The organism is Aureibaculum sp. 2308TA14-22 (genome assembly GCF_040538665.1).
In the GTDB taxonomy this organism is placed as follows: domain Bacteria; phylum Bacteroidota; class Bacteroidia; order Flavobacteriales; family Flavobacteriaceae; genus Aureibaculum.
The window spans coordinates 489,580-513,577 of record NZ_JBEWXT010000001.1; the positions used below are offsets into that span (position 1 = coordinate 489,580).

Here is a 23,998-nt window from a genome sequence, read left to right on the forward strand (position 1 = left end):
TTTATAACGGAATATTTCCGTGTTTGCGTTTAGGTCCGTCAACTTGTTTACCTTCTAACATCTGAAATCCTTTAATTAACTTTCTACGTGTGTTTTTAGGATAAATAACCTCATCAATAAAACCACGACGGGCAGCTCTGTATGGATCTGCAAACTTATCAGCATAATCTGCTTCTTTTTCTTTCCATTTTTCTTCAGGATTTTCTGCAGCGGCAATTTCTCTTCTAAAAATAATTTCTGCTGCTCCTTTTGCACCCATTACCGCAATTTCTGCGGTAGGCCATGCATAATTTAAGTCCGCTCCAATATGTTTAGAATTCATTACATCGTAAGCTCCACCATAAGCTTTACGGGTAATTACAGTTATTTTAGGTACGGTTGCTTCGCTTAATGCATATAGCAATTTTGCTCCGTTAGTAATAATACCATTCCATTCTTGATCTGTTCCCGGTAAAAATCCTGGTACATCAACCAGCACCAATAAAGGAATATTAAAACAATCACAGAAACGTGTAAATCGTGCCCCTTTTTTTGAGCTGTTAACATCTAAACATCCTGCTAATTGCATAGGTTGATTAGCAACGATACCAATACTTCTACCGGCAATTCTTGCAAAACCTACAATGATGTTTTCTGCATAATCTTTGTGAATTTCAAAGAAAGAATCCTTATCAATAATCCCAGAAATTACATCTTTCATATCATAAGGTTTATGCGTATCTTCAGGAATAAGGTCAATTAAATGTTCTCTTAATTCATTTCCAATTTCATAGGGAACTTTTTTTGTAGTTTCTCTATTGCTTTGTGGTAAATAACTCAGCAATGTCTTTACATCTTCCAAACATTGAATATCATTTGAAGATGTAACATGAGTTACACCCGATTTAGTTGAATGCGTACTTGCACCACCTAATTCCTCTGCGGTTACTTCTTCATTAGTTACCGTTTTTACCACATTAGGCCCAGTAACGAACATATAACTGGTATCTTCAACCATTAACGTAAAATCTGTCATTGCAGGAGAATAAACCGCACCACCGGCACAAGGCCCCATAATTGCGGAAATTTGTGGAATTACACCTGAAGCCTGTACATTTCTATGGAAAATATCTGCATAACCACCTAACGAACGCACACCTTCTTGAATTCTAGCTCCACCAGAATCATTGAGTCCAATACAAGGGGCACCAACTTTAACAGCCTGATCCATTATTTTGCAAATTTTTTCTGCATGAGTTTCAGATAGAGCTCCGCCAAATACTGTAAAGTCTTGTGCAAATACATATACTAACCTGCCATCAATAGTGCCATATCCAGTTACAACGCCATCACCAAAGTAAATTTCATTCTCCATTCCAAAATCGGTAGTTCTATGTGTTACCATAACACCCATTTCTTCAAAAGAGCCTTCATCCATCAAATATTCTAAACGCTCACGAGCCGTTAATTTTTTCTTAGCGTGTTGTTTTTCAATACGCTTTTCACCACCACCTAAATATGCTAATGCTAAACGTTTATCTAGCTCTTCAATTTTTGTATCCATTTGTTTTTTCATAATACATATAATTTCAGGTGATTAATGAATAGGTATTTTTAACTGCTTTTGATCTTCTAAGTATACTTTTAATGCTAGTGTAGCGGCAATTTTAGCTTCTTTCTCCATCTCGGCTTTCAGAGCTTCTGGCGAATAAAATTTTTTTACAAAATGAGTGTCAAAATTACCAGAGCGGAAAGCTTCGTGTTCACAGACAAACTTCCCGAAAGGTAACGTAGTTTGTACACCTTCTACGATATAATTATCAATTGCTTTTATCATAAGCTCAATGGCTTCCTCACGTGTTTTTCCGTAGGTTATTAATTTAGATAACATCGGATCGTAATAAATAGGAATATCCATACCTTCTTCAAAACCATTATCTACACGGATGTTTTTACCAACTGGTAATTGATACTTCTCAAGTTTACCAACACTTGGTAAAAAATCGTTTAATGGGTCTTCAGCATATACTCTTAGCTCTAAAGCATGGCCATTAATTTTGAGGTCTTTTTGTTTTAGTTGAAGTTCTTCGCCACGAGCTACACGAATTTGTAATTCTACAAGGTCAACTCCAGCAATCCATTCAGATACGGGATGTTCAACTTGTAAACGTGTATTCATTTCTAAGAAATAAAAATTATGGTCGGCATCCAACAAAAATTCAACGGTACCTGCACCAATATAATCACAAGATTTAGCAACGTTAATAGCCGCTTGTCCCATTTTTTCTCTTAATTCTGGAGTTAAAACAGCAGAAGGTGCTTCTTCAACTACTTTTTGATGACGACGTTGTATACTACATTCTCTTTCAAAGAAGTGTAATACGTTTCCATGGCTATCGGCCATTACTTGAATTTCTACATGCCTAGGAGAAGTGACGTATTTTTCGACAAAAACTGAACCATCACCAAATGCAGAAGTGGCCTCACTGATAGCACGTTTCATTTGTTCTTCAACATCTTTTTCTTTTTCAACGATACGCATTCCTTTACCACCACCTCCAGCAGCAGCTTTTATCAAAATTGGGAATCCGATTTGTTTTGCAATTTCTACAGCTTCTTTTGGGTCGGTTACGGCTCTGTCAATACCCGGTACCATAGGGATATCGTAATTTTTAACAGCATCTTTAGCCGCTAATTTATCGCCCATCATTTTAATGGCTTTAGACCTTGGGCCAATAAATATGATATTATTTTTTTCTGCTAATTCGGCAAAATCTGCATTTTCACTTAAAAAACCATACCCAGGATGAATACCATCTACATTCAGTTTTTTTGAAACCTCAATTATTTTATCTCCTCGTAAATAGGATTCTTTTGATGGGGGTTCACCAATGCAAATAGCTTGATCTGCAAATTTTACATGTGGGGCATTTCTGTCGGCAGTAGAATATACCGCTACGGTTTTAATGCCCATTTTTTTTGCCGTTTTTAGTACTCTAATGGCAATTTCTCCTCTGTTGGCTACTAGTATTTTTTTCATCTGAAATAAATTAAGATTGAAACTCAATCAATAATGCTCCTTTTTCAACTGTTCCTCCCTTGGTTATAGCAACCGATTTGATAATTCCATCTCTTGGTGAAGTAATTACATTTTCCATTTTCATTGCTTCCAATATTAACAAGGTGTCATCTTCTTTAACTTCTTGACCTTCTTTTACCTGTACATCTAAAATTAGGCCTGGCATTGGTGCTTTTATAGAATTCACCTTTTTAGCAGAACCCAAGGCAAACCCCATTTCTTTAATCAACACATCTAATGGGTTTGAAATAGATACATCATAATTGTTATTGTTAACTTTTACAAAATACTTTTTCTGATTGAAATTTGATGTTGTCAATTCAGCACGATAAGGCTTATTATTTTCAAGCACATGATATTGGTTATCTGACAAGTGGACTGTATCTAGTGAGGAAATATCTTCATCACTAATATTAAATTCAAGAGTGTTGTTTACTTTTACGCTGTAGGTTTTGCTCATAATGTATATGATTTAACTAATATTGACATGTTTTGTATACATAAAAAGGAGTAAGAATTTTATCTATTTTTTGGAGAACTAAATTAGATATATTGTACTATTTCATCTATGAGAATTATCATGTTTTGTGATAAAAATGATAGTTTATTTTTAAGCTGTTTTATTCAAAATAGCTAAAAGTTTCTCCATTCTTAATTTGCAACAATGATTCATAAATTAATTTAATAACATTTTCTACATCATCTTTGTGAACCATTTCTACGGTAGTATGCATATAGCGTAAAGGCAAGGAAATTAATGCACTAGCCACGCCGCTATTACTGTAGGCAAAAGCATCTGTGTCCGTACCCGTAGCACGAGATAACGCCGCACGTTGAAAAGGAATTTTATTTTTTTCGGCGGTTTCGGTAATTAAATCGCGTAATTTTTGCTGTACCGCTGGTGCGTAAGCAACAACAGGACCTTTGCCATTTTCACAATGTCCCTGCTTCTTTTTCTCAATCATTGGGGTCGTAGTATCGTGCGTTACATCGGTAACAATTGCCGCATTAGGTTGTATTCTTTCCGCTATCATTTGAGCACCGCGTAAACCGATTTCTTCTTGTACGGAGTTTACAATATATAGTCCAAAAGGTAGTTTCTTTTTATTCTCTTTTAATAATCGAGCAACTTCGGCAATCATAAATCCGCCCATTCTGTTGTCTAACGCTCTGCACACAAAGTTGTCTTTGTTTAAGATATGAAATTCATCAGGGTAAGTAATGACACATCCTACATGTACGCCCAATTTTTCAACTTCATCTTTGGTTTTACACCCACAGTCAATAAAAATATTATCAGGTTTTGGAGCTTCTTCTTTCGATTTATTACGAGTATGGATAGCTGGCCAACCAAATACACCTTTTACAATGCCTTTTTTTGTGTGAATATTTACAATTTTACTCGGTGCAATTTGATGATCAGACCCTCCGTTTCTGACAACATATATTAAACCATTATCTGAAATATAATTTACATACCAAGAAATTTCATCAGCATGACCCTCAATTACTACTTTGTATTCAGCTTTTGGATTTATAACACCAACAGCCGTTCCGTAAGTATCAGTTATAAACTCATCAACATAAGGTTTTAGGTACTCCATCCAAATTTTTTGCCCATCCCATTCGTAACCTGTGGGTGAAGCATTATTCAAGTATTTTTCTAAAAATGTTAATGATTTTTTCGTGAGGATACTATTTTTCGCCATAATTTGAAGTTAAGTTTAATAATTTATCTCAAAATTAACGTTTATATTTTAAATGCTATCGTTAGAAACTAGTAATTTTGGAACGATTTTAGTGGTATTTTATTTATGAAGAATTTTTTTATCATATTATTTTTATGCTCCTCTTTTTTTGCGACATCGCAAATTGTAAAAAGAGACACTATTATTGATGATAAAATATTGATTGAGGGAGATTCAATTATGTTTACACTAGACGATGTGATGGTCTTGAGCAAACTAAAATTTGATTCTACCAAAGAACAACGCTATTATTATTGGTACTGGAAAAAAGTACATAATGCTTATCCATTTGCCAAATTAGCTGCAGAGAGATTATTACAGTTAAATAAACAATTAGAAAAAATAAAATCTACTAGTAAACGCAAAAAGCATATTAAAAAGATGCAAAAGTTTATGGAAGATGAATTTACCGATAAGTTAAAAAAAATGACACGCACCGAGGGCAGAATACTTATCAAACTAATTCACAGGCAAACTGGGTTAACTACTTTTGAGCTGATAAAAGAATATCGTAGCGGTTGGAAAGCTTTCTGGTACAATACTACTGCGGGTTTATTTAAACTGTCTTTAAAAAGTGAATATCACCCTGAAAGTAAGGCTATTGATTTTTTAATTGAAGATATTTTACAACGCTCTTTTTTGCAAGGTAAGCTTGAAGAACAGGAAGCGAGATTGGCAATTGACTATCTTGAAATAGTACCTAAGTATAAAAATATCGACATTATTGAAGTTATCAATAATAGAGATAAATAGTTTTAATTTATGTTCATCTGATATTGCAAGACAGCCATATTTTTTCTTTCTGTTACAACAATTTCATTAGTTACTGTATTAAAAATAGGTCTGTTTTGAAAGCCTAAACTAAGTTTGTTATTGTGACCACTAAAATACCAGTTTATACCAAAATCATAAACAAGCATTGGGTCATCTAGCTTATCAAAATCTGAATATTGTATTGAAATATTAGGCTGTAATTGCCCTTTGTTTGTACCTAATAATGTATTACTCATTAAATAGCCCATTTGAAAAAATAGAGTATTACCAGTGCCCATCATTGGAAATGCATTACCTTTTCCATTAAAAGAAGTGTTTTGATTAACTCCAGTAGCTGGATTGTTAGCACCTACATTTCTAATATAATCTTTGCCAAAATTGTAACTTATATAAGACAAATAAGAAGTGATTGCTTCGTTATTTTCTTTGTTTATCGGTGTATCATAAAATAAATCTACTGCCCAATGGTTTAAATCGTAATATTCCATATCGCTTACATTTTCTTTTGGCAAATAGTAGGTGGCTTTAGGTAAATGTGTAAATCCGACCCCAAGGTTTAGTACTTTTTTACTTCCTAAATAGGTGCTGGTGTGGTATGCACTATTATTTCCTTCTTTTTCTAAAAATTGATATTTTAAATAACCAGTCCATTTAATTTCTGGTTTTTTCTTAGCGAAATCAGTTTCATTTGTTTTGAGTTCAGCCTTATAATTATCAGGATTTTGTATAGCAAAACGATAATCCACTTTTCCGATTTGCCCTTTAGCAAATAAACCTAAGTTTCTGGCTTCATCATCAATTTTATTAACAGTACTTAAACTAAAAATTGGTGCATCAAGTGTCAATAAAGACTTAAAACTTCTAGAATCAACCCGGCTAAGACCTTGGTGTCCAGATTTTCCAATTCCGACTTTAATAGCGTCACTAAATTTATATTCTGCATATAAATCAAGGACTTTAAACTGAAAAGTTTTATCAGTATTATAATTCAAATTGTTACCGCCAAACGAAGATACTATTAATAGTTTTGGAGTTAATTGAGCTGAAATCCCAATACGCAGTCTTCGCATAGAAACTTCATAAGTATTCTTAATTTCAGCGTCATTTATTGTAGTACCCGGATTCATTTCGGCATATCTCAACCACAGTTGACTCGCAATATTGGCTTTGATATAAGAGTTGCCAGATTCGTCAAAATTGAGTTTTAACTTATTGTTGGATTGTGCATATAATAGTATAGATGAAAAAGTGAAAAGTAAAAATGTAATTACCGGCTTCATATTCTTTGACTCTTAAATTAGAGCACAAAAGTAAAATGAAAGCAAACTTTAAATCCTGATAAAAATCATGGGAAAAGAGTTATTTAAAAAAATCTAATCCAGGTATATTTGGCATGCCATCTTTTGCGGCGGCGGCCATTTCTGCTTCATTAATGTCATTTGCCTTTTTAAGAGCATCATTTAATGCAATGATTAAGAAATCTTCTAATTCTTCCTTGTCATTCAATAGACTATTTTCTATAGCAATATCTTTTACGGTTCTATTTGCGGTAACCGTTACTTTAATTTTTTCTTGATTAGAAGTGCCTTCAACCAAAACGGTATCTAGTCGTTTTTTGTTTCTTCTATTTTTTGTTGGGTTTCTTTAAGTTTTCCCATCATTCCCTGTAAATCTCCGAACATGTTTTAGTAGTTAACTGGTTAGTTGCAAATTTACTATTTTAGTAGAAAATAATAAAACACATAAAATGAAAAAATTAGCCTTTATTTTAACAATAGTTTCACTTACTTTTGCCACTTCATGCAAAAAAGATAAGATGCAAGCAGAAGAGATTAATGCACCTATTGCGGATGTGGTTCCTAAAGAGATGGAAATTCATGGTGATACTAGAACAGACAATTATTATTGGATGCGGTTATCAGATGAACAGAAAAATTCAGAAAATCCAGATGAGCATACTCAGAAAGTATTAGACTATCTTAATGCTGAAAATGACTATTTTGAAAAAAAGATGGGACATACCAAAGAGTTTCGTGAGGAATTGTTCCAAGAAATGAAATCTAGAATTAAAGAAGATGATGAGTCTGTACCCTATAAAGATAATGGTTACTACTATATAACTCGATATGTAAAAGATGGGCAATATCCAATCTACGCTCGTAAAAAAGGAAATTTAGATGCTGATGAAGAATTGTTGTTCGATGTCAATAAATTGGCAGAAGGGCATGAATACTATCGATTGGGCGGATTAAATGTTAGTCCTGATAACAAAATTGCTGCCTTTGCGGTAGATACCATAAGTCGTCGTCAGTATGTTTTACAATTTAAAAACTTGGAAACTGGCGAGTTTTATCCAGAAAAGATTGAAAACACATCTGGTTCATCAGTTTGGGCAAATGATAACAAGACGGTTTTTTATACCAAAAAAAATCCTACAACTTTAAGGGCGGAAAGAATTTTTAAACATATTTTAGGTACCGATCCTTCTAAAGATGTTGAGATATTTTATGAGGCAGATAATACGTATAGCACCTATGTTTTTAAAACAAAATCAAATCAATTTATAGCTATTGGATCTAGTAGTACGTTAACTACGGAATATCAAGTGCTAAATGCAAATACACCTAATGAGAAGTTTAAAATTATACAGCCAAGAGTTAAAGAACTTGAGTATCATATTTCTCATTTTGGCGATCACTTTTATATCTATACCAATAAGGATGGAGCGTCAAATTTTAAATTAATGAAAACACCAGTTGATAAAACTGGTTCTGATAATTGGGTTGATGTAATTCCCCATAGAGAAGATGTGTTATTGGAAGATATTTCAATATTTAAAAATTATTTGGTGCTGGAAGAACGTTCAAACGGGTTGAGTAAAATCCGCATAAAACGATGGGACGGAACTGCCGATGAGTACCTGCCGTTTGATGAAGAAACTTATTCCGTACGGGTAAACAACAACCCTGAATTTGATACCGACATTATCCGTTATAGCTACAATTCGTTTACCACACCGGCATCCGTTATTGATTATAACATGAAGGACAAGTCCAAGGAAATAAAAAAAGAACAAGAAGTACTTGGCGGAAAATTCGATAAGAACAATTACACCAGTAAACGCATTTGGGTACCGGCACGCGACGGGAAAAAAGTTGCGGTTTCCATTGTGCATAGAAAAGATACCGAATTGGGCAAAGACACCCCATTGCTATTGTACGCTTATGGCTCTTACGGAAACACCATTCCCGATGGGTTTAGCACCACACGCTTAAGTTTGTTGGATCGCGGTTTTGTATATGCTTTGGCACACATCCGCGGAAGTCAATATCTGGGCAGGCAATGGTACGAGGATGGTAAATTGTTCAATAAAATGAACACGTTTACCGATTTTATAGATTGTTCAAAATACTTAATTGAAAATAATTATACTTCTGCTGATCATTTATATGCTATGGGCGGATCAGCTGGTGGTTTATTAATGGGTGCCGTAGTAAACATGAACCCAGAGTTATATAATGGTGTAGTTGCCGCTGTACCATTTGTTGATGTGGTTACTACAATGTTAGATGAAACCATTCCGTTGACTACATTCGAATATGACGAATGGGGGAACCCCAACGAAAAAGAGTATTACGATTATATGCTGTCGTATTCACCCTATGATAATGTTACAAAGCAAGAGTATCCAAACATGCTAATCACAACTGGATTGCATGATAGCCAAGTACAATATTATGAACCTGCAAAATGGTTGGCCAAATTAAGAGCTCATAAAACGGATAATAATTTGTTGGTAATGCATACCGATATGGAATCTGGACATGGTGGTGCATCGGGTAGATTTAATGCTTTAAAGGATACAGCAAGAGACTACGGGTTTCTACTAGAAATGGAAGGAATTAAAGAGTAAGTTTTGTGAAATCTAATTTAAAAAGTGCCGCTAGTTGGCACTTTTTTTATTCTTAACATTATTTTGTTTAATATATTTTTATTAAAGTTAAACAATTAGTATCTTTACACTTTAAATTATAAATCATGGCAAAAAAGAAAAATATTACCTCAAATCAACTGTTGTCCTTTTATATGGATTATGTTTTAGAGCATAATGATAAACCAAAATCTGTCTATGCATTTGCAAAACAGAATAATTTTGATGAAGCACAATTTTATAATTTCTATGGTACTTTTGAGGCTATTGAAAAAGACGTTTTTAAAACATTTTTTGATAATACACTAACGACATTGAATAAAAGTGAGGAGTATGAATCATACGAATCTAGAGATAAACTATTATGTTTTTATTTTACGTTTTTCGAAAACTTAACAGCCAATAGAAGCTATGTGCTACAAGCTCTTAGTGCAGATAAAAATAAGCTGAAAAACATTTCTAAACTATCAGAACTAAAGAAAGTCTTTACTGATTATGTTGATGGGCTTGAAATTGAAATGTTGGATATAAAAGAGGAAAAAATCACAAAATTCCAACAAAAGACTTTAAAAGAGTCGGCTTGGTTGCAACTGATTGTAACTATGAAATTTTGGATGGATGACACATCTAAGAATTTTGAAAAAACAGATATTTTTATTGAAAAAAGTGTTAACACAAGTTTTGATTTAATTGATACACAACCCATAAAAAGTATTATCGATTTTGGTAAGTTTTTATATAAAGAAAAGGTAAAAATATAAAGCTAATGAAGACTATAGATAGTATTCCAATTTCTAAAATGCAACGTGCCTCAAAGTTGGTAAAAACAGGAGCCAAGGTTGGTGTTAATTACCTGAAATATTATGGTGATAAAATTATTAATACTGAAGTAGTTGCAAAGGAAAAATTAAATCAGAATAACGCTAATGATATTTATAATGGCCTCAAACAATTAAAAGGTAGTGCTTTAAAAGTAGCTCAAATGTTGAGCATGGAAAAGAATATTTTACCAAGAGCATACGTAGAGAAATTTTCATTGGCTCAGTTTTCTGTACCACCATTATCACCGCCATTAGTTATTAAAACGTTTAAGCAGTATTTTGGCAAACATCCTAATGAAATTTTTGATGAATTTAATGCTACTTCTGTGAATGCAGCGAGTATTGGTCAAGTCCATAAAGCAGTGAAAGATAATAAAGAATTGGCCATAAAAATCCAGTATCCTGGTGTAGCTCAAAGCATTAGCTCAGATTTAACTATGGTCAAACCTATAGCAATGAGCATGTTTAATATAAAGGGTAAAGATTCTGATAAGTATTTCAAGGAGGTTGAAGATAAGTTAATTGAAGAAACGGACTACACATTAGAAGTAAAACAGAGTAAAGCTATGGTTAATGCGTGTAAACATATACCAAATTTGCTTTTTCCTAATTATTATGAAAAATATTCTTCACAGAGAATTATTACAATGGATTGGATGCATGGTGAGCATTTGTCGGAATTTGTAGCTCATAATACTAACCAAGCAATATCTAATCAATTAGGGCAAGCCTTATGGGATTTTTATATGTTTCAAATCCATAAATTGAAAAAAGTACATGCAGATCCACATCCAGGTAATTTTTTAATTAATAAACAAGGGCAATTAATTGTAATTGATTTTGGTTGTATAAAAGAAATTCCTCAAGAGTTTTATATTCCTTATTTTGAGTTAGCTGAAAAAGAGAATATTAACAATCCGATCTTATTCAAGGAAAAACTTTTTGAATTAGAAATTTTGAGAGAAGATGATTCAGAAGAAGAAATTGAATTTTTTACGCAAATGTTTCATGAAATGTTGAGTCTGTTTACGCAACCTTTACATCAAGAGGTGTTTGATTTTTCTAATTCTGAATTTTTTGAAAAGATAGGACAATTAGGCGAACGATACTCTAAAAGTACTGAATTAAGAAAAATGAATGGAAACAGAGGGTCTAAACATTTTATTTATATAAACAGGACATTTTTTGGCTTATATAATTTAATGTTCGATTTAAAGTCGAAAGATGTAAAAATTTTTAATTTCGAAAATTTATAATGATACATTTTAGTAGAGCAGACATTAACAATTTTCACCATCTTTATCGTATAAATCTAATCAATAGTTGTTCAGGTTATAAATCGGCTAATTTAATTGGCACAAAGTCCCCTGAGGGTATAGAAAATGTAGCAGTATTTAGTTCAGTTACTCATATGGGTTCAAATCCGCCATTATTGGGTGTCTTTTTTCGGCCAACGACGGTACTCAGAAACACGTACGAAAATATAAAAAGGACAGGGACATTTACTATTAATCATATTTATGATACTATTTTAAAAGATGCTCATCATACTTCGGCAAAATATGACAAGTCAATATCAGAATTTGAAAAGACAAATTTAAAACCTGAATATTTAAATAATTTTCCAGCTCCTTTTGTTGAGGGTGCTCCTATTAAGTTAGGAATGAAATTTGTAGAAGAATATCACATAAAAAGTAACGATATAATTTTAGTTATCGGTGAAATTATTGACTTATATATAAAAGATGATATGCTACAGGAAGATGGATTTATAAATCTGTCTTTAGGTAAAGTAGCCTCAATAAATGGCTTAGATGGATACACTATTCCTAATTTAGAAAAGCGATTAGGTTATCAAAGACCTAAATAAAAAATATAAAAAGTGGTTTTAGAAACTACATACCACAATAAAAAAGATGAAATACTGATTAATGATTTAGTTGGTAAGTCATTTACTTTTTGGCAGATTTTAAAATTAAAGGGAATAGGTTCAAAACGTATGATAGTTAATACGGTAAGCACTAATATGAAAGAATATATTAATAAAGTTGCTGATATAACCTATGCCAACATAGAATTAAGACCTAAAGGTATTTTGGTTTTGATAAATAAAGGTCTTAGAAATTTTACTTGGGTAATACCTTATTACCAGTTGGTTATATACAAATCAGATGGTTTTAGTATTCATGCACAAGGAAAATTTGTTAGTTTTAAAGAGGATAGGTTGTTTAAAGAGAATAAAAAATTCATCAATAAGTTATTAACACTAAGGATAGCTTTCTTAAATAAGTTGTTTGAGTTGTCTTAAGCTATATAACCTACCATTTAATATTGCATTGTTAAAAGTGGCAGGTTTTTTTGAATAACTCAGTTGGGGTTTTTACTGTTATTTGTAAAAAGTTTCTGTTTAAAAACTTTTAAAAAAATTACTTCTTTTGGTCATTTTTAGATGATATTTAAAAGTGATTTAAAAAAAAACAGTAAATTTGCCCGTTAGTTAATAATAATTAGAACTGATTTTTTATGAGTTATAAATTAGGTATTAACCAAAACATTTTAGAGCTTATTGGTAGTACACCAATGATTAAATTAAACAAAATTACCAACAAATTAGAAGGTAAGTTCTATACAAAGTTTGAAGGTTACAACCCAGGTCATTCAACTAAAGACAGAATTGCCTTACATATTATCGAACAAGCTGAAAAGCAAGGCTTAATCAAAAAAGGGACAACAATTATAGAAACTACATCAGGTAATACTGGCTTTAGTATTGCTATGGTTAGTGTTATTAAAGGTTACGATTGTATTTTAGCAGTATCTTCTAAATCCTCAAATGATAAAATTGACATGTTAAAGGCAATGGGTGCTAAAGTGTACGTTTGCCCAGCTCATGTTAGTGCTGATGATCCTCGTTCTTATTACAATGTTGCTAAAAAATTGCACTCTGAAATTGCAGATTCGGTTTATATCAATCAATATTTTAATCAATTAAATATTGATGCACATTACAACACTACAGGTCCTGAAATTTGGGAACAAACTGAAGGCAAAATAACGCATTTAGTAGCTGCAAGTGGTACAGGCGGAACAATATCTGGAGCTTCAAAATACTTAAAAGAACAAAATCCAAATATTAAAATCATTGGTGTTGATGCTTATGGGTCTGTATTGAAAAAATTTCATGAAACAGGAGAGTTAGATACCAAAGAAAGCTACCCATACCGGATAGAAGGTCTGGGTAAAAATTTAATTCCTACCGCTACAGATTTTGATGTGATTGACAAATTTGAAAAGGTAAATGATGAGGATAGTGCACATAGAGCAAGAGAAATAGCACTAACTGAAGGTGTTTTTGCAGGATATACAAGTGGTGCGGCTATGCAGGCCGTTTTTCAATTAGCAAAAAAAGGTGAATTTGATCAAAATAGTAATGTTGTTGTTATCTTTCCTGATCATGGTTCAAGGTACATGAGCAAAGTATATAGTGATGATTGGATGAGAGAACAAGGCTTTTTTGATACTGAAAAATTTGTACAATCAGAAATTGAATATATTAAATAAAATACTTAAATAAACTAATATTCAGGCTTCATTTTTGAAGCCTTTTTTTATGGTTTTTATTGTATTTTTAGTTACTTAATAAGTATCTTGTTGAAAAAGAGTGATATCGTACCTTTAAATAAGCTAAAATTTTAGTTACTTTGCAGTATTAAATTTGAAAATGTGAAAGATTTATTTGAAAGAATAATTAAAGATAAAGGCCCGTTAGGTAAATGGGCCGAACAAGCAGAAGGATATTATGTTTTTCCTAAATTAGAAGGGCCTATCTCAAACAGAATGGGCTTTAACGGAAAAAAGGTTATTACTTGGAGTATTAATGATTATTTAGGTTTAGCTAATCATCCTGAGGTTATAAAAGCAGATGCAGAAGCAGCAGCCGAACATGGTATGGCCTACCCAATGGGTGCCAGAATGATGTCAGGTCACACTCCTTTTCACGAGCAATTAGAGCAAGAATGTGCAGATTTTGTTAATAAAGAAGCAGCATATTTGGTTAATTTTGGCTATCAAGGTATGGTTTCTGCCATAGACGCCCTAGTAACCAAGCACGACGTTATTGTTTATGATATTGATACTCATGCATGTATTATTGATGGTGTTCGTTTGCATGCGGGCAAACGCTTTGTATATAAGCACAATGATGTAGAAAGTTTAGAAAAAAACTTAAAAAGGGCAACTAAAATGGCAACTGAAAATGGTGGCGGAATTTTAGTAATATCTGAGGGTGTTTTTGGTATGCGGGGTGAGCAAGGTAAACTGAAAGAAATAGCAGCTCTTAAGAAAAAATACAATTTCAGATTTTTAGTGGATGATGCTCACGGATTTGGCACCTTAGGTGAAGGTGGTAGAGGTGCAGGTGTTGAGCAAGGCGTACAAGATGATATAGATGTTTATTTTGCCACATTTGCAAAATCAATGGCAGGCATTGGTGCATTTTTTGCTGCTGATAAAGATATTATTCAATTTTTACAATATAATATGCGTTCGCAAATGTTTGCAAAATCATTGCCAATGGCAATGGTTAAAGGAGCATTAAAACGTTTAGATATGTTACGTACAATGCCAGAGCTTAAAGAAAAACTTTGGGAAAATGTAAATGCATTGCAATCAGGTCTTAAAGAGCAAGGTTTTGATATTGGTAATACAAACACATGTGTAACACCAGTATTTTTAAAAGGTGACATACCTGAAGCCATGGCTATGGTCAACGATTTAAGAGAAAATCATGGTATTTTCTGTTCTATTGTAGTGTATCCAGTTATTCCAAAAGGAATGATTTTACTTAGAATGATTCCTACAGCGGCACATACTTTAGAAGATGTAAAAGAAACCATTATTGCATTTTCTGCTATAAGAGAAAAATTAAGAGATGGTGTTTATAAAAAGATTGCCGAGGCCATGCTAGGATAGAAAATACAAATTTCAATAAAAAATCCCAAATTCCAATTGCTAGAGTTTGGGATTTTTTTTGTTTATAATTTTCTAATATAATTGTATCTTAGGGATTTAAATAATCAATAAATGGCATACGATGAACACTTAGGAGAAAGAATAAGTGCAATTATAAAATCTAAAAATGTAGCGTTTTGCAGTAAAAAAATGATGGGCGGGCTGGTTTTTATGGTCAACGATAAAATGACTTGTGGTATTCATATCGACAAAAAATATGGAGATAGTTTGTTAATGGCAAAAATTGGAACGGAAGCTTATGAAAAAGAAATAACAAAAGAAGTTAGCTTACCTATGGATTTTACAGGCAGACCCATGAAAGGGTATATTTTTGTTACTCCTAAAGGTTTTGACTTGGAATCTGATTTAGAATATTGGATAGATAAAGCCTTGGATTTTAATAAAACGTTGAAATAATCACTTCAAATGCAATACACCCCAAAATCAATCAGGCCGTTTATTGGTGCTATAGATTTCACAATTTCCAGAAATTTCTATTTAGATCTTGGATTTGAAGAATTTAAAATCTCACCTAAAATGGCGTATTTTAAAATGGGCGATTTTGGGTTTTATTTACAAGATGCTTATGTAAAAGATTGGGTAGATAATACCATGCTGTTTTTGGAAGTAGAAAATTTAGAAAAGCACTTAGAAGTAATAACAAATCTAAATTTAACCAAGAAGTATCCAACTGTGCGGATATCCAATATTGCAGAAAACGATTGGGGAAATGAATTTTTTATACATGACCCATCAGGAATATTATGGCATATCGGCGAATTTAAAATGGAAAAGCAGTAAACTACATTTTCATTCTGGCATTCGCGGTTACATCTAAACCATCAAACTGTCCATCTAAAAATTTGTAATAGCCTACAATACCTATCATAGCTGCATTATCCATGGTATATTCAAATTTTGGAATGTACGTAGTCCAATCATATTTATTTTCAGCTTCTTTTAGTACTTTCCGTATTTCAGAATTTGCAGAAACACCTCCAGCAATGGCAATATGTTTAATTCCAGTTTGTTTTACGGCTTTTTTTAATTTATCCATTAAAATTGAAGTAATTGTAAATTGAATAGATGCACAAATATCATTCAGGTTTTCTTCTATAAAATTGGAATTCTCTTTTACATTTTTTTGAATAAAATATAAAATAGCCGTTTTTAATCCACTAAAACTAAAATCTAATGGGTTTTTAGTTTTTGGTTTTGTAAAGACGTAAGCATTTGGGTTTCCTAATTGTGCATATTTATCTACCAAAGGGCCTCCTGGATATGGCAATCCCAATATTTTAGCGGATTTGTCAAAAGCTTCACCAACGGCATCATCGAGGGTTTCACCAATAACTTCCATAGAAAAAAAATCAGTTATTTTAACTATTTGAGTATGTCCACCACTTATGGTTAAACATAAAAAAGGGAAAGGTGGTTTTTGTTGACTTTCGTCATCAATAAAATGAGCTAAAATATGTGCTCGCATATGGTTTACTCCAATCAGCGGAATATTTAAGGCCAAAGACATTGATTTGGCAAACGAACTTCCAACTAGTAATGACCCCATCAATCCTGGACCTTTAGTAAAGGCTATAGCATTTAATTGTTTTTTGTCAATTCTAGCTTTTTTAAGAGCTTGATGTACAACAGGTACAATATGTTGCTGATGTGCTCTTGAAGCCAATTCAGGAACTACACCTCCATATTGCGAATGAATTTCTTGATTTGCCACAACATTACACAACACTTTGTCGTTGTGTAAGATAGCAACCCCTGTATCATCGCAAGATGATTCTATCGCTAAAATATATGTTGAATTATTTGTTGTCAAGTTTATCAGTAAGGCACAAAATTTGTACCTCTAATTATTGTATTTTTAACACGGCAAATTTATAACATTTAAAACTATCAAAAGAGCAAAAAAAATAATACTAAGAATACTAATAATTTTACTGTTATTGGTTGTAGTATCTGTTGCTCTATTCTCTTTACCTGCAGTTCAAACTAAAATTGCCAAAGTAGTTACAAACAATCTAAATAAGACTTACAACACTAATATTCTTGTTCAAAAAGTAGATTTATCTTATTTAGGAAACGTTAAACTTAAGGGTGTTAGCATTAACGATCACCATAACGATTCTTTAATTTATGTAAACCAACTTACAACATCAGTTTTTAGTTATAAAAATATTATAGATAACAAATTGGAGTTTGGCGAAATTGATGTTGAAGGACTCTATCTGTATATGAAAACGTACAAGGGCGAAGAAAACGATAACCTATCTATTTTTATTGATAAGTTTGATGATGGAGATGATACACCATCAGAAACACCATTTCTATTAACCTCGTCAAAACTAAATATTGACAATGGGAATTTTTACCTTTTTGATAAAAATAAACAGGAGGAAGCTATTGTCTATTACAAAAAAATAACAGGAATTGTAGATAATTTTAAAATTGAAGGGCCGCAGGTTTATGCAAATGTAAGAAGGGTTTCTTTAGTTGAAAACCATGGTATTGAAGTTACACAGTTAACTTCAAATTTTATTTATACCAAAACCAAAATGACATTTGATTCTACTTATTTGGCTACACAAAATTCTAAAATAAGTGCTGATTTCACATTTAGTTATAACAGAGAAGATTTAGCAGATTTTAATAATAAAGTATTAATTAATGCCAAAGTTAGTAAAGCTGAAGTGTCATTAATTGATTTGAATAAATTTTATAATGAGTTGGGTTTAAATGATAAGGTGAATTTTACTGCTGATTTAGATGGAACGTTAAACGATTTTAAACTGAACAATCTTGAGTTGGAATCTAACAGGAATTCGATTATCAATGGACACTTTCATTTTAAAAATACAATTAACAACGAAAACGGGTTTTCGATGACGGCTAATATTAATGAGCTAACTTCTAATTATGAAAATTTAAAAATAATATTGCCTAACCTTTTAGGTAAAAATTTACCGCCATCCGTTAGTAGGTTAGGTAGATTTAGTGTTACCGGACAATCTTATGTTACTACTGAATTAATGAATGCTGATGTTATTATTAGAACAGATCTTGGCAAAATTATTACCGATCTAAAAATGACAAATATAGATGATGTAAACAATGCTAGGTACGCTGGTGAAATTGAATTTGTAGATCTAGAATTCGGTAAAATTATACAAGATAGTTTAGTTGGCAAATTATCTTTAATAGCAGACGTAAAGGGTAAAGGATTTACAATAGATAATATTAACACTACACTAAACGGTAATATTTTTAAACATCAATATAAAGGGTATACTTATAACGATATTGATATAAATGGTGTATTTAAAAATAAACACTTTAACGGAAGCTTGGTATCCAAAGACGAAAATCTGCAGATGAGTTTTACGGGATTGGCAGATTTATCCAAAAAAGTTTATGATTTTGATTTTATTGCAGATGTAACCTATTCTGATTTTAATAAATTGAACCTCTTTAAAAGAGACTCTATATCCATCCTCAAAGGGAAAATAGATATAAAATTACAAGGAAATACCTTAGATAATATGGCTGGTGAAATTAACTTTTCAGATGCTTCATATACCAATCAAAACGACGATTACTTTTTTACAGATTTTAAAATCACTTCAGAGTTCCAAGACAGTATTAGAGTTGTAACTATGAATTCTACCGATATAATAGAAGGAAGAATAAAAGGTATATTTAAATATGATGAAATAGGAAAATTAGCAACAAATTCATTTGCGGGTGTTTATGCAAACTATACACCAGAGTTGGTTACTAAAGGCCAATTTGTAGATTTTAATTTTAAAATCTACAATAAAATTGTTGATGTATTTTTTCCTAAAGTAAAAATTGGAGCTAACTCAACTATTAAAGGAACCATAAGTTCAGATTTGGATAAATTTGAATTGACAGTAAGATCGCCACAAATAGACGCTTACAATAACCTAATTGAAAACATTAGGTTACAAATTGATAATAAAAATCCAATCTATAATACACTATTGAGCGTTGACAAGATTAATTCTAAATATTATAATATAGCTGATGTTAATTTGGTTAACGTAACTTTAAATGACACCTTGTTTTTCAGAACCGATTTTGTTGGAGGTAAAGATCTAAAAGAAAAATTTGACTTAAGTTTTTATCATACTATTAATGAAAACAATAAATCGGTTGTTGGAATGAAAAGATCTGATATTATTTTTAAAGAAAACAACTGGGCAGTAAACCCTAATAATAACGATCAAAATAAAATAGTATTTGACAAGGCCTTAAACACCTTTGCTTTTGATAAGTTTACAATTTCTCATGAAGACCAAGTCATAGACATGGCGGGAATAATCAGCGGGAAAAATAACAAAGATCTCACTCTAAATCTAAAAAATGTCGATCTTAACGGAATAACACCATACATTGATGGTTTTGAAATGACAGGTCTGGTGAACGGAAGAGTTAATTATAAACAAATGAATGGCGAAACGTTTCCTTTGGCCAATGTTTCAATAAATAACTTTTATATAAATAATATAAAACAAGGCAATCTTTTTTTAACGGCACAAGGGGATAACTCTATAGAGCAATACCAAATAGCGGCAAGATTAACAAATGACGAATATGATGTTTTTGTTGCAGATGGTGAGGTGGACTTTTCTGCAGAGCAACCAACAATTCTTGCTAATTATAATTTTTACGAGTTTGATGTTAGTTCTTTTAGTGCTTTAGGTAAAGATGTTATAACTGATATAAGGGGTAGGGTAAAAGGTTATGGAACAGTATCGGGTTTATTAGAAAACCCCGATTTTAACGGAGAACTAACCCTAGATAATGCTGGAATAAAAATTCCATATTTAAATGTAGATTATGCACTTGCCAATAACTCTAAAGTAGAATTAAACAATCGTACTTTCAAATTCCTTCCAACAGAAATTACTGATACAGATAGGAATACAAAAGGGAGTTTATTTGGTAGTATTATCCATTATAAATTTAAAAAATGGTACTTAAATTTAAATATTGATACTGATAATTTACTGGTTTTAAACACCTTAGAAGATGAGGAAGTGCAATACTACGGAACAGCTTTTATGGATGGAAATGCCCAAATAAGAGGTTATACGGATCAGTTAACTATCAATGTGGAAGGTGCTACAATGCCTGGCACTGAATTTATTGTGCCATTAAGTGACGTTTCTACTATTGGAGATTCGGGCTTAATTAATTTTGTAACCCTAGCTGAAAATGGTGTTGATAAAAACAAACGTGAAGAAATTATTTTTGACAAACTTAAAGGGTTGAGCTTAAACTTTGACTTAGAAGTAAGGGATAATGCCATTGCCGAAATTGTAATTGATAAAAATACTGGTAGTATTTTAAGAGGTAGTGGTAATGGGTATATGGGTATTGAAATCAATACAAATGGTAAATTTGAAATTAATGGTGTGTATGTTATTTCTGATGGTATTTATGAATTTAGAAATATAGTTAACAAAGACTTTATTGTTCAGCCTGGTGGCCAGGTAATTTGGAACGGTAATCCGTTTGATGCATTTTTAAATATAAAAGCCATTTATAAAACAAAAGCAAACCCTTCCATTCTACTAGATAACATAGACCAAAGATCTAATAGAAAAATAGATGTAAACTTAATTGCAAATATTACAGGTCAATTATTAAATTCGGATATAGATTTTGATATAGAGCTACTGAACCAAAATTCGAGTATCAATTCAGAACTGGATTTTAAATTGAGTAATGAAGATGCTAAAATGACACAGTTTTTCTCTTTGTTAATGGCTAATTCATTTATGCCATTAGATCAAGGGAATTTGAATTTTGATGGTAACGCTGCCCTAACCGGAAATCTCTCAGAAAAAATAACCAAGGTGCTTTCGGGTATTTTAAAATCAAAAGGAGATAAGTTTGAATTGGGAGTAACTTATGATATTGCCAGTAGAAACGATGTGAGATCCTATGACCTGAGCGATCAATTAGGTGTTTCGTTTTCCAGTACTATTGCAGATAAACTTATAGTAAATGGTAAAGTTGGTGTGCCTGTGAGTACCAACACACAACAAAATAACATTGTAGGGGAAGTTGAAGTTGAACTTCCTTTAAACGAAGAAGGTACATTAAGAGCTAAAGCATACACCAGACAGAATGATATAGAATATGATGTTACTGATGTAGAAGGATATACCCATGGTATTGGTTTATCTTGGCGAGTAGATTATGATAATACCAAAGAATTAATGGATAAATTGTTCCAAAGAAGTGACAAAAAGAAGCTCAAGAAAAAAGTTAAAGATAGTTTAAGAGCTGAAAAAAAGTTAATAAATTTCGGATCAAGAAAAAAAGATTCTATACCTCGTTCAGTAAAAAAGTGATAAAATAAGTTACTTTTAATTTTACGTTTTTTTACACTTCATTTATACGATAACGATTTCGTACAAAAATTCTAAAAAGAACAGAAATTACCTTTATTATTCTTAATTTTACGCTGCTTTAAATAAGTGCAATCTATGAGCAAGAACATAAAGAAAATAGGTGTAATAACTTCTGGAGGAGATGCTCCAGGAATGAATGCTGCTATTAGAGCAGTTGCTAGAGCTTGTTCTTATTACAATGTAGAATGTGTAGGTTTTTACAGAGGCTATCAAGGTATGATAGAAGGCGATTATATTGAACTTACCGCTAGAAGCGTGAAAAATATTATCAGTAAAGGAGGTACTATTTTAAAATCAGCTCGTTCTAAAGAGTTTAGAACAAAAGAAGGTAGAGCAAAAGCCTATGAACAAGTAAAAAAAGCAGGCGTAGATGCCATGATACTTATAGGTGGCGATGGTACTTTTAATGGGGGAATTGTATTTGGAAAAGAGCACGGTATACCTTTTATAGGTGTTCCGGGTACGATTGATAACGATATAGCCGGAACTTCATCAACCATTGGTTACGATACGGCATTAAATACGGTTGTAGAATGTATCGATAAAATTAGAGATACAGCCAGCTCACACAATAGATTGTTTTTTGTTGAGGTTATGGGTCGAGATGCTGGTTTTATAGCATTAAATGCAGGTGTTGGTGCAGGTGCTGAAGAAATTTTATTACCAGAAGAAGATTTAGGATTGGATAGGTTGTTAGAATCTTTAAAGAAGAGTAAACGTAGCGGAAAATCATCAAGCATAGTAGTAGTTTCCGAAGGAGATAAAACAGGTAAAAATGTGTTTGAATTGGCAGAATATGTTAAGGAAAATCTACCCGGATATGAGGCACGAGTTTCTGTACTTGGTCATATGCAACGTGGAGGTAGCCCTACCTGTTTTGATAGGGTGTTAGCGAGTAAATTAGGGGTTAAAGCCGTTGAGAGTCTTTTAGATGGAAAATCTAACGCAATGGTTGGTTTTATAAATAGTAAAATAGTAACAACAAATATTGAGGAGGCTATAAAAAGCTCTCATGACATAAATAGAGAATTATTAAGAATATCTGATATATTATCAGTTTAAAAATTAAAATTATGATAAAAATAGGAATTAACGGATTTGGTAGAATTGGACGATTGGCATTTCGTTCGGCCATGGAAAGAGATAATGTCCAAGTAGTAGCTATTAATGATTTATTAGAAGTAGATTATTTGGCATACATGCTAAAGTATGATTCTGTTCATGGTGCTTTTAACGGAACAGTTGAGGTTAAAGACGGTTCCTTAGTTGTTAATGGACAAACCGTAAGAATTTCAGCTGAACGCAATCCTGAAAACTTAAAGTGGGATGAAGTAGGTGCTGAATATGTAATCGACTCAACAGGTATTTTCAAAGATTTAGAAAAAGCATCTTTGCACATTAAGGGAGGAGCAAAAAAAGTAGTTATTTCTGCTCCATCTCCCGATGCACCAATGTTTGTAATGGGTGTGAATAACGAAAAATTAAAAGCAACTGACACTATTTTTTCTAATGCATCATGTACGACCAACTGCCTATCTCCATTAGTAAAAGTATTAAACGATAATTTCGGAATTGTTGAAGGTTTAATGACTACGGTTCATGCCACTACAGCAACTCAAAATACTGTTGATGCACCTTCTGCAAAAGATTGGAGAGGAGGTAGATCAGCCTTAGGAAATATTATACCATCTTCTACAGGTGCGGCAAAAGCTGTAGGTAAGGTAATTCCTGAATTGAATGGTAAATTAACAGGAATGGCATTTAGAGTGCCAACTATGGATGTTTCTGTGGTAGATCTTACAGTTCGTTTAGAGAAAGGTGCTTCTTATGATGATATAAAAGCTGCTATGAAAAAAGCATCTGAAAATGAATTGAAAGGTATTTTAGGATATACTGAAGAAGCAGTAGTTTCTCAAGACTTTGTGAGTGATCCGCGTACTTGTATTTTTGATGCTGGTGCTGGAATTGCTTTAACAGATAATTTTGTAAAGGTAGTTGCTTGGTATGATAACGAGATGGGATATTCAACAAAAATAGTTGACCTTATCGAGTACGCTGCAACCTTATAGCTTGCATAAAACACATAAGAATACTAAAAATCCTGTTTCGGCAGGATTTTTTTTGCCTTAAATTGTAATTTAGCATCGAGTTTTAATAGTTCAGAGCTAAAGTCAAATAACAAGCAACTAATTAACTAATAC

At 32.3% G+C, this 23,998-nt stretch carries 19 protein-coding genes and 1 pseudogene; 13 read left to right on the forward strand and 7 right to left on the reverse strand.

Annotation, left to right across the window (positions count from 1 at the left end; genetic code table 11):
• Position 1: 1 nt before the first annotated feature.
• The 4 genes from U5A88_RS02185 to U5A88_RS02200 form a co-directional block, all read right to left on the reverse strand.
• The gene (locus U5A88_RS02185; RefSeq protein ID WP_354208109.1) at positions 2-1,543 is read right to left on the reverse strand and encodes an acyl-CoA carboxylase subunit beta; all 1,542 of its coding nucleotides are present in this window, start codon (positions 1,541-1,543) and stop codon (positions 2-4) included.
• 33 nt (positions 1,544-1,576) lie between these two features.
• Positions 1,577-3,019, reverse strand: a complete 1,443-nt coding sequence (gene accC, locus U5A88_RS02190; protein ID WP_354203405.1) for an acetyl-CoA carboxylase biotin carboxylase subunit — start codon at positions 3,017-3,019, stop codon at positions 1,577-1,579.
• 10 nt (positions 3,020-3,029) lie between these two features.
• Positions 3,030-3,518, reverse strand: a complete 489-nt coding sequence (locus tag U5A88_RS02195) for an acetyl-CoA carboxylase biotin carboxyl carrier protein subunit (protein ID WP_354203406.1) — start codon at positions 3,516-3,518, stop codon at positions 3,030-3,032.
• A 160-nt stretch (positions 3,519-3,678) separates the two neighbouring features.
• A complete protein-coding gene (locus U5A88_RS02200; protein WP_354203407.1) occupies positions 3,679-4,767 on the reverse strand; it encodes a M42 family metallopeptidase in 1,089 nt (362 codons plus the stop codon).
• A gap of 105 nt (positions 4,768-4,872) precedes the next feature.
• On the opposite strand from U5A88_RS02200, the gene U5A88_RS02205 reads away from it, so the two are divergent.
• Entirely contained in the window at positions 4,873-5,559 is a 687-nt protein-coding gene (locus U5A88_RS02205) for a DUF4294 domain-containing protein (RefSeq protein WP_354203408.1), read from the forward strand.
• Between the two features lie 2 nt (positions 5,560-5,561).
• Here the strand turns inward: U5A88_RS02205 and U5A88_RS02210 are convergent, their stop codons facing one another.
• Together U5A88_RS02210 and U5A88_RS02215 are read right to left on the reverse strand one after the other, a co-directional pair.
• Positions 5,562-6,860: a porin gene (locus U5A88_RS02210; protein WP_354203409.1), complete on the reverse strand. Its 1,299-nt coding sequence runs from the start codon at positions 6,858-6,860 to the stop codon at positions 5,562-5,564.
• Positions 6,861-6,939: 79 nt separating this feature from the next.
• Positions 6,940-7,262 (reverse strand): annotated as a pseudogene (locus U5A88_RS02215) (YbaB/EbfC family nucleoid-associated protein).
• Positions 7,263-7,327: 65 nt separating this feature from the next.
• On the opposite strand from U5A88_RS02215, the gene U5A88_RS02220 reads away from it, so the two are divergent.
• The 9 genes from U5A88_RS02220 to U5A88_RS02260 all read left to right on the forward strand — a co-directional run bounded on the left by U5A88_RS02220 (position 7,328) and on the right by U5A88_RS02260 (position 16,143).
• Positions 7,328-9,493, forward strand: coding sequence for a S9 family peptidase (locus tag U5A88_RS02220; protein WP_354203410.1), 2,166 nt, complete (start codon positions 7,328-7,330; stop codon positions 9,491-9,493).
• 125 nt (positions 9,494-9,618) lie between these two features.
• The gene (locus U5A88_RS02225) at positions 9,619-10,272 is read left to right on the forward strand and encodes a TetR family transcriptional regulator C-terminal domain-containing protein (RefSeq protein WP_354203411.1); all 654 of its coding nucleotides are present in this window, start codon (positions 9,619-9,621) and stop codon (positions 10,270-10,272) included.
• Between the two features lie 5 nt (positions 10,273-10,277).
• Entirely contained in the window at positions 10,278-11,588 is a 1,311-nt protein-coding gene (locus tag U5A88_RS02230) for an ABC1 kinase family protein (protein ID WP_354203412.1), read from the forward strand.
• Positions 11,588-12,202, forward strand: coding sequence for a flavin reductase family protein (locus tag U5A88_RS02235; RefSeq protein ID WP_354203413.1), 615 nt, complete (start codon positions 11,588-11,590; stop codon positions 12,200-12,202). The genes U5A88_RS02230 and U5A88_RS02235 overlap by 1 nt, the downstream gene beginning before the upstream one ends.
• A gap of 12 nt (positions 12,203-12,214) precedes the next feature.
• Positions 12,215-12,640 (forward strand): hypothetical protein, encoded by a 426-nt coding sequence (locus U5A88_RS02240; protein ID WP_354203414.1) that lies wholly within the window; start codon positions 12,215-12,217, stop codon positions 12,638-12,640.
• A gap of 215 nt (positions 12,641-12,855) precedes the next feature.
• Entirely contained in the window at positions 12,856-13,893 is a 1,038-nt protein-coding gene (locus U5A88_RS02245) for a PLP-dependent cysteine synthase family protein (RefSeq protein WP_354203415.1), read from the forward strand.
• Between the two features lie 162 nt (positions 13,894-14,055).
• The gene (locus tag U5A88_RS02250) at positions 14,056-15,303 is read left to right on the forward strand and encodes an aminotransferase class I/II-fold pyridoxal phosphate-dependent enzyme (RefSeq protein ID WP_354203416.1); all 1,248 of its coding nucleotides are present in this window, start codon (positions 14,056-14,058) and stop codon (positions 15,301-15,303) included.
• A gap of 111 nt (positions 15,304-15,414) precedes the next feature.
• A complete protein-coding gene (locus U5A88_RS02255) occupies positions 15,415-15,759 on the forward strand; it encodes a TfoX/Sxy family protein (RefSeq protein WP_354203417.1) in 345 nt (114 codons plus the stop codon).
• A 9-nt stretch (positions 15,760-15,768) separates the two neighbouring features.
• The gene (locus U5A88_RS02260; RefSeq protein ID WP_354203418.1) at positions 15,769-16,143 is read left to right on the forward strand and encodes a VOC family protein; all 375 of its coding nucleotides are present in this window, start codon (positions 15,769-15,771) and stop codon (positions 16,141-16,143) included.
• 1 nt (position 16,144) lies between these two features.
• Here the strand turns inward: U5A88_RS02260 and tsaD are convergent, their stop codons facing one another.
• Positions 16,145-17,173, reverse strand: coding sequence for a tRNA (adenosine(37)-N6)-threonylcarbamoyltransferase complex transferase subunit TsaD (gene tsaD, locus U5A88_RS02265; RefSeq protein ID WP_354203419.1), 1,029 nt, complete (start codon positions 17,171-17,173; stop codon positions 16,145-16,147).
• Positions 17,174-17,300: 127 nt separating this feature from the next.
• On the opposite strand from tsaD, the gene U5A88_RS02270 reads away from it, so the two are divergent.
• From U5A88_RS02270 to gap, 3 genes are all read left to right on the forward strand, one after another.
• The gene (locus tag U5A88_RS02270) at positions 17,301-21,737 is read left to right on the forward strand and encodes a translocation/assembly module TamB domain-containing protein (RefSeq protein WP_354203420.1); all 4,437 of its coding nucleotides are present in this window, start codon (positions 17,301-17,303) and stop codon (positions 21,735-21,737) included.
• A 135-nt stretch (positions 21,738-21,872) separates the two neighbouring features.
• Positions 21,873-22,859, forward strand: a complete 987-nt coding sequence (pfkA, locus tag U5A88_RS02275) for a 6-phosphofructokinase (RefSeq protein ID WP_354203421.1) — start codon at positions 21,873-21,875, stop codon at positions 22,857-22,859.
• Positions 22,860-22,870: 11 nt separating this feature from the next.
• On the forward strand, positions 22,871-23,866 hold the full coding sequence (gene gap / locus U5A88_RS02280) for a type I glyceraldehyde-3-phosphate dehydrogenase (protein WP_354203422.1): 996 nt from the start codon (positions 22,871-22,873) through the stop codon (positions 23,864-23,866).
• Positions 23,867-23,998: the final 132 nt, after the last annotated feature.

Excerpts from the sequence above, each read along its gene's own strand:
- U5A88_RS02185 (WP_354208109.1), bottom strand. The coding sequence starts at position 1,543 with ATGGATACAAAAATTGAAGAGCTAGATAAACGTTTAGCATTAGCATAT.
- accC (WP_354203405.1), bottom strand. The coding sequence starts at position 3,019 with ATGAAAAAAATACTAGTAGCCAACAGAGGAGAAATTGCCATTAGAGTA.
- U5A88_RS02195 (WP_354203406.1), bottom strand. The coding sequence starts at position 3,518 with ATGAGCAAAACCTACAGCGTAAAAGTAAACAACACTCTTGAATTTAAT.
- U5A88_RS02200 (WP_354203407.1), bottom strand. The coding sequence starts at position 4,767 with ATGGCGAAAAATAGTATCCTCACGAAAAAATCATTAACATTTTTAGAA.
- U5A88_RS02205 (WP_354203408.1), top strand. The coding sequence starts at position 4,873 with ATGAAGAATTTTTTTATCATATTATTTTTATGCTCCTCTTTTTTTGCG.
- U5A88_RS02210 (WP_354203409.1), bottom strand. The coding sequence starts at position 6,860 with ATGAAGCCGGTAATTACATTTTTACTTTTCACTTTTTCATCTATACTA.
- U5A88_RS02220 (WP_354203410.1), top strand. The coding sequence starts at position 7,328 with ATGAAAAAATTAGCCTTTATTTTAACAATAGTTTCACTTACTTTTGCC.
- U5A88_RS02225 (WP_354203411.1), top strand. The coding sequence starts at position 9,619 with ATGGCAAAAAAGAAAAATATTACCTCAAATCAACTGTTGTCCTTTTAT.
- U5A88_RS02230 (WP_354203412.1), top strand. The coding sequence starts at position 10,278 with ATGAAGACTATAGATAGTATTCCAATTTCTAAAATGCAACGTGCCTCA.
- U5A88_RS02235 (WP_354203413.1), top strand. The coding sequence starts at position 11,588 with ATGATACATTTTAGTAGAGCAGACATTAACAATTTTCACCATCTTTAT.
- U5A88_RS02245 (WP_354203415.1), top strand. The coding sequence starts at position 12,856 with ATGAGTTATAAATTAGGTATTAACCAAAACATTTTAGAGCTTATTGGT.
- U5A88_RS02255 (WP_354203417.1), top strand. The coding sequence starts at position 15,415 with ATGGCATACGATGAACACTTAGGAGAAAGAATAAGTGCAATTATAAAA.
- U5A88_RS02260 (WP_354203418.1), top strand. The coding sequence starts at position 15,769 with ATGCAATACACCCCAAAATCAATCAGGCCGTTTATTGGTGCTATAGAT.
- pfkA (WP_354203421.1), top strand. The coding sequence starts at position 21,873 with ATGAGCAAGAACATAAAGAAAATAGGTGTAATAACTTCTGGAGGAGAT.
- gap (WP_354203422.1), top strand. The coding sequence starts at position 22,871 with ATGATAAAAATAGGAATTAACGGATTTGGTAGAATTGGACGATTGGCA.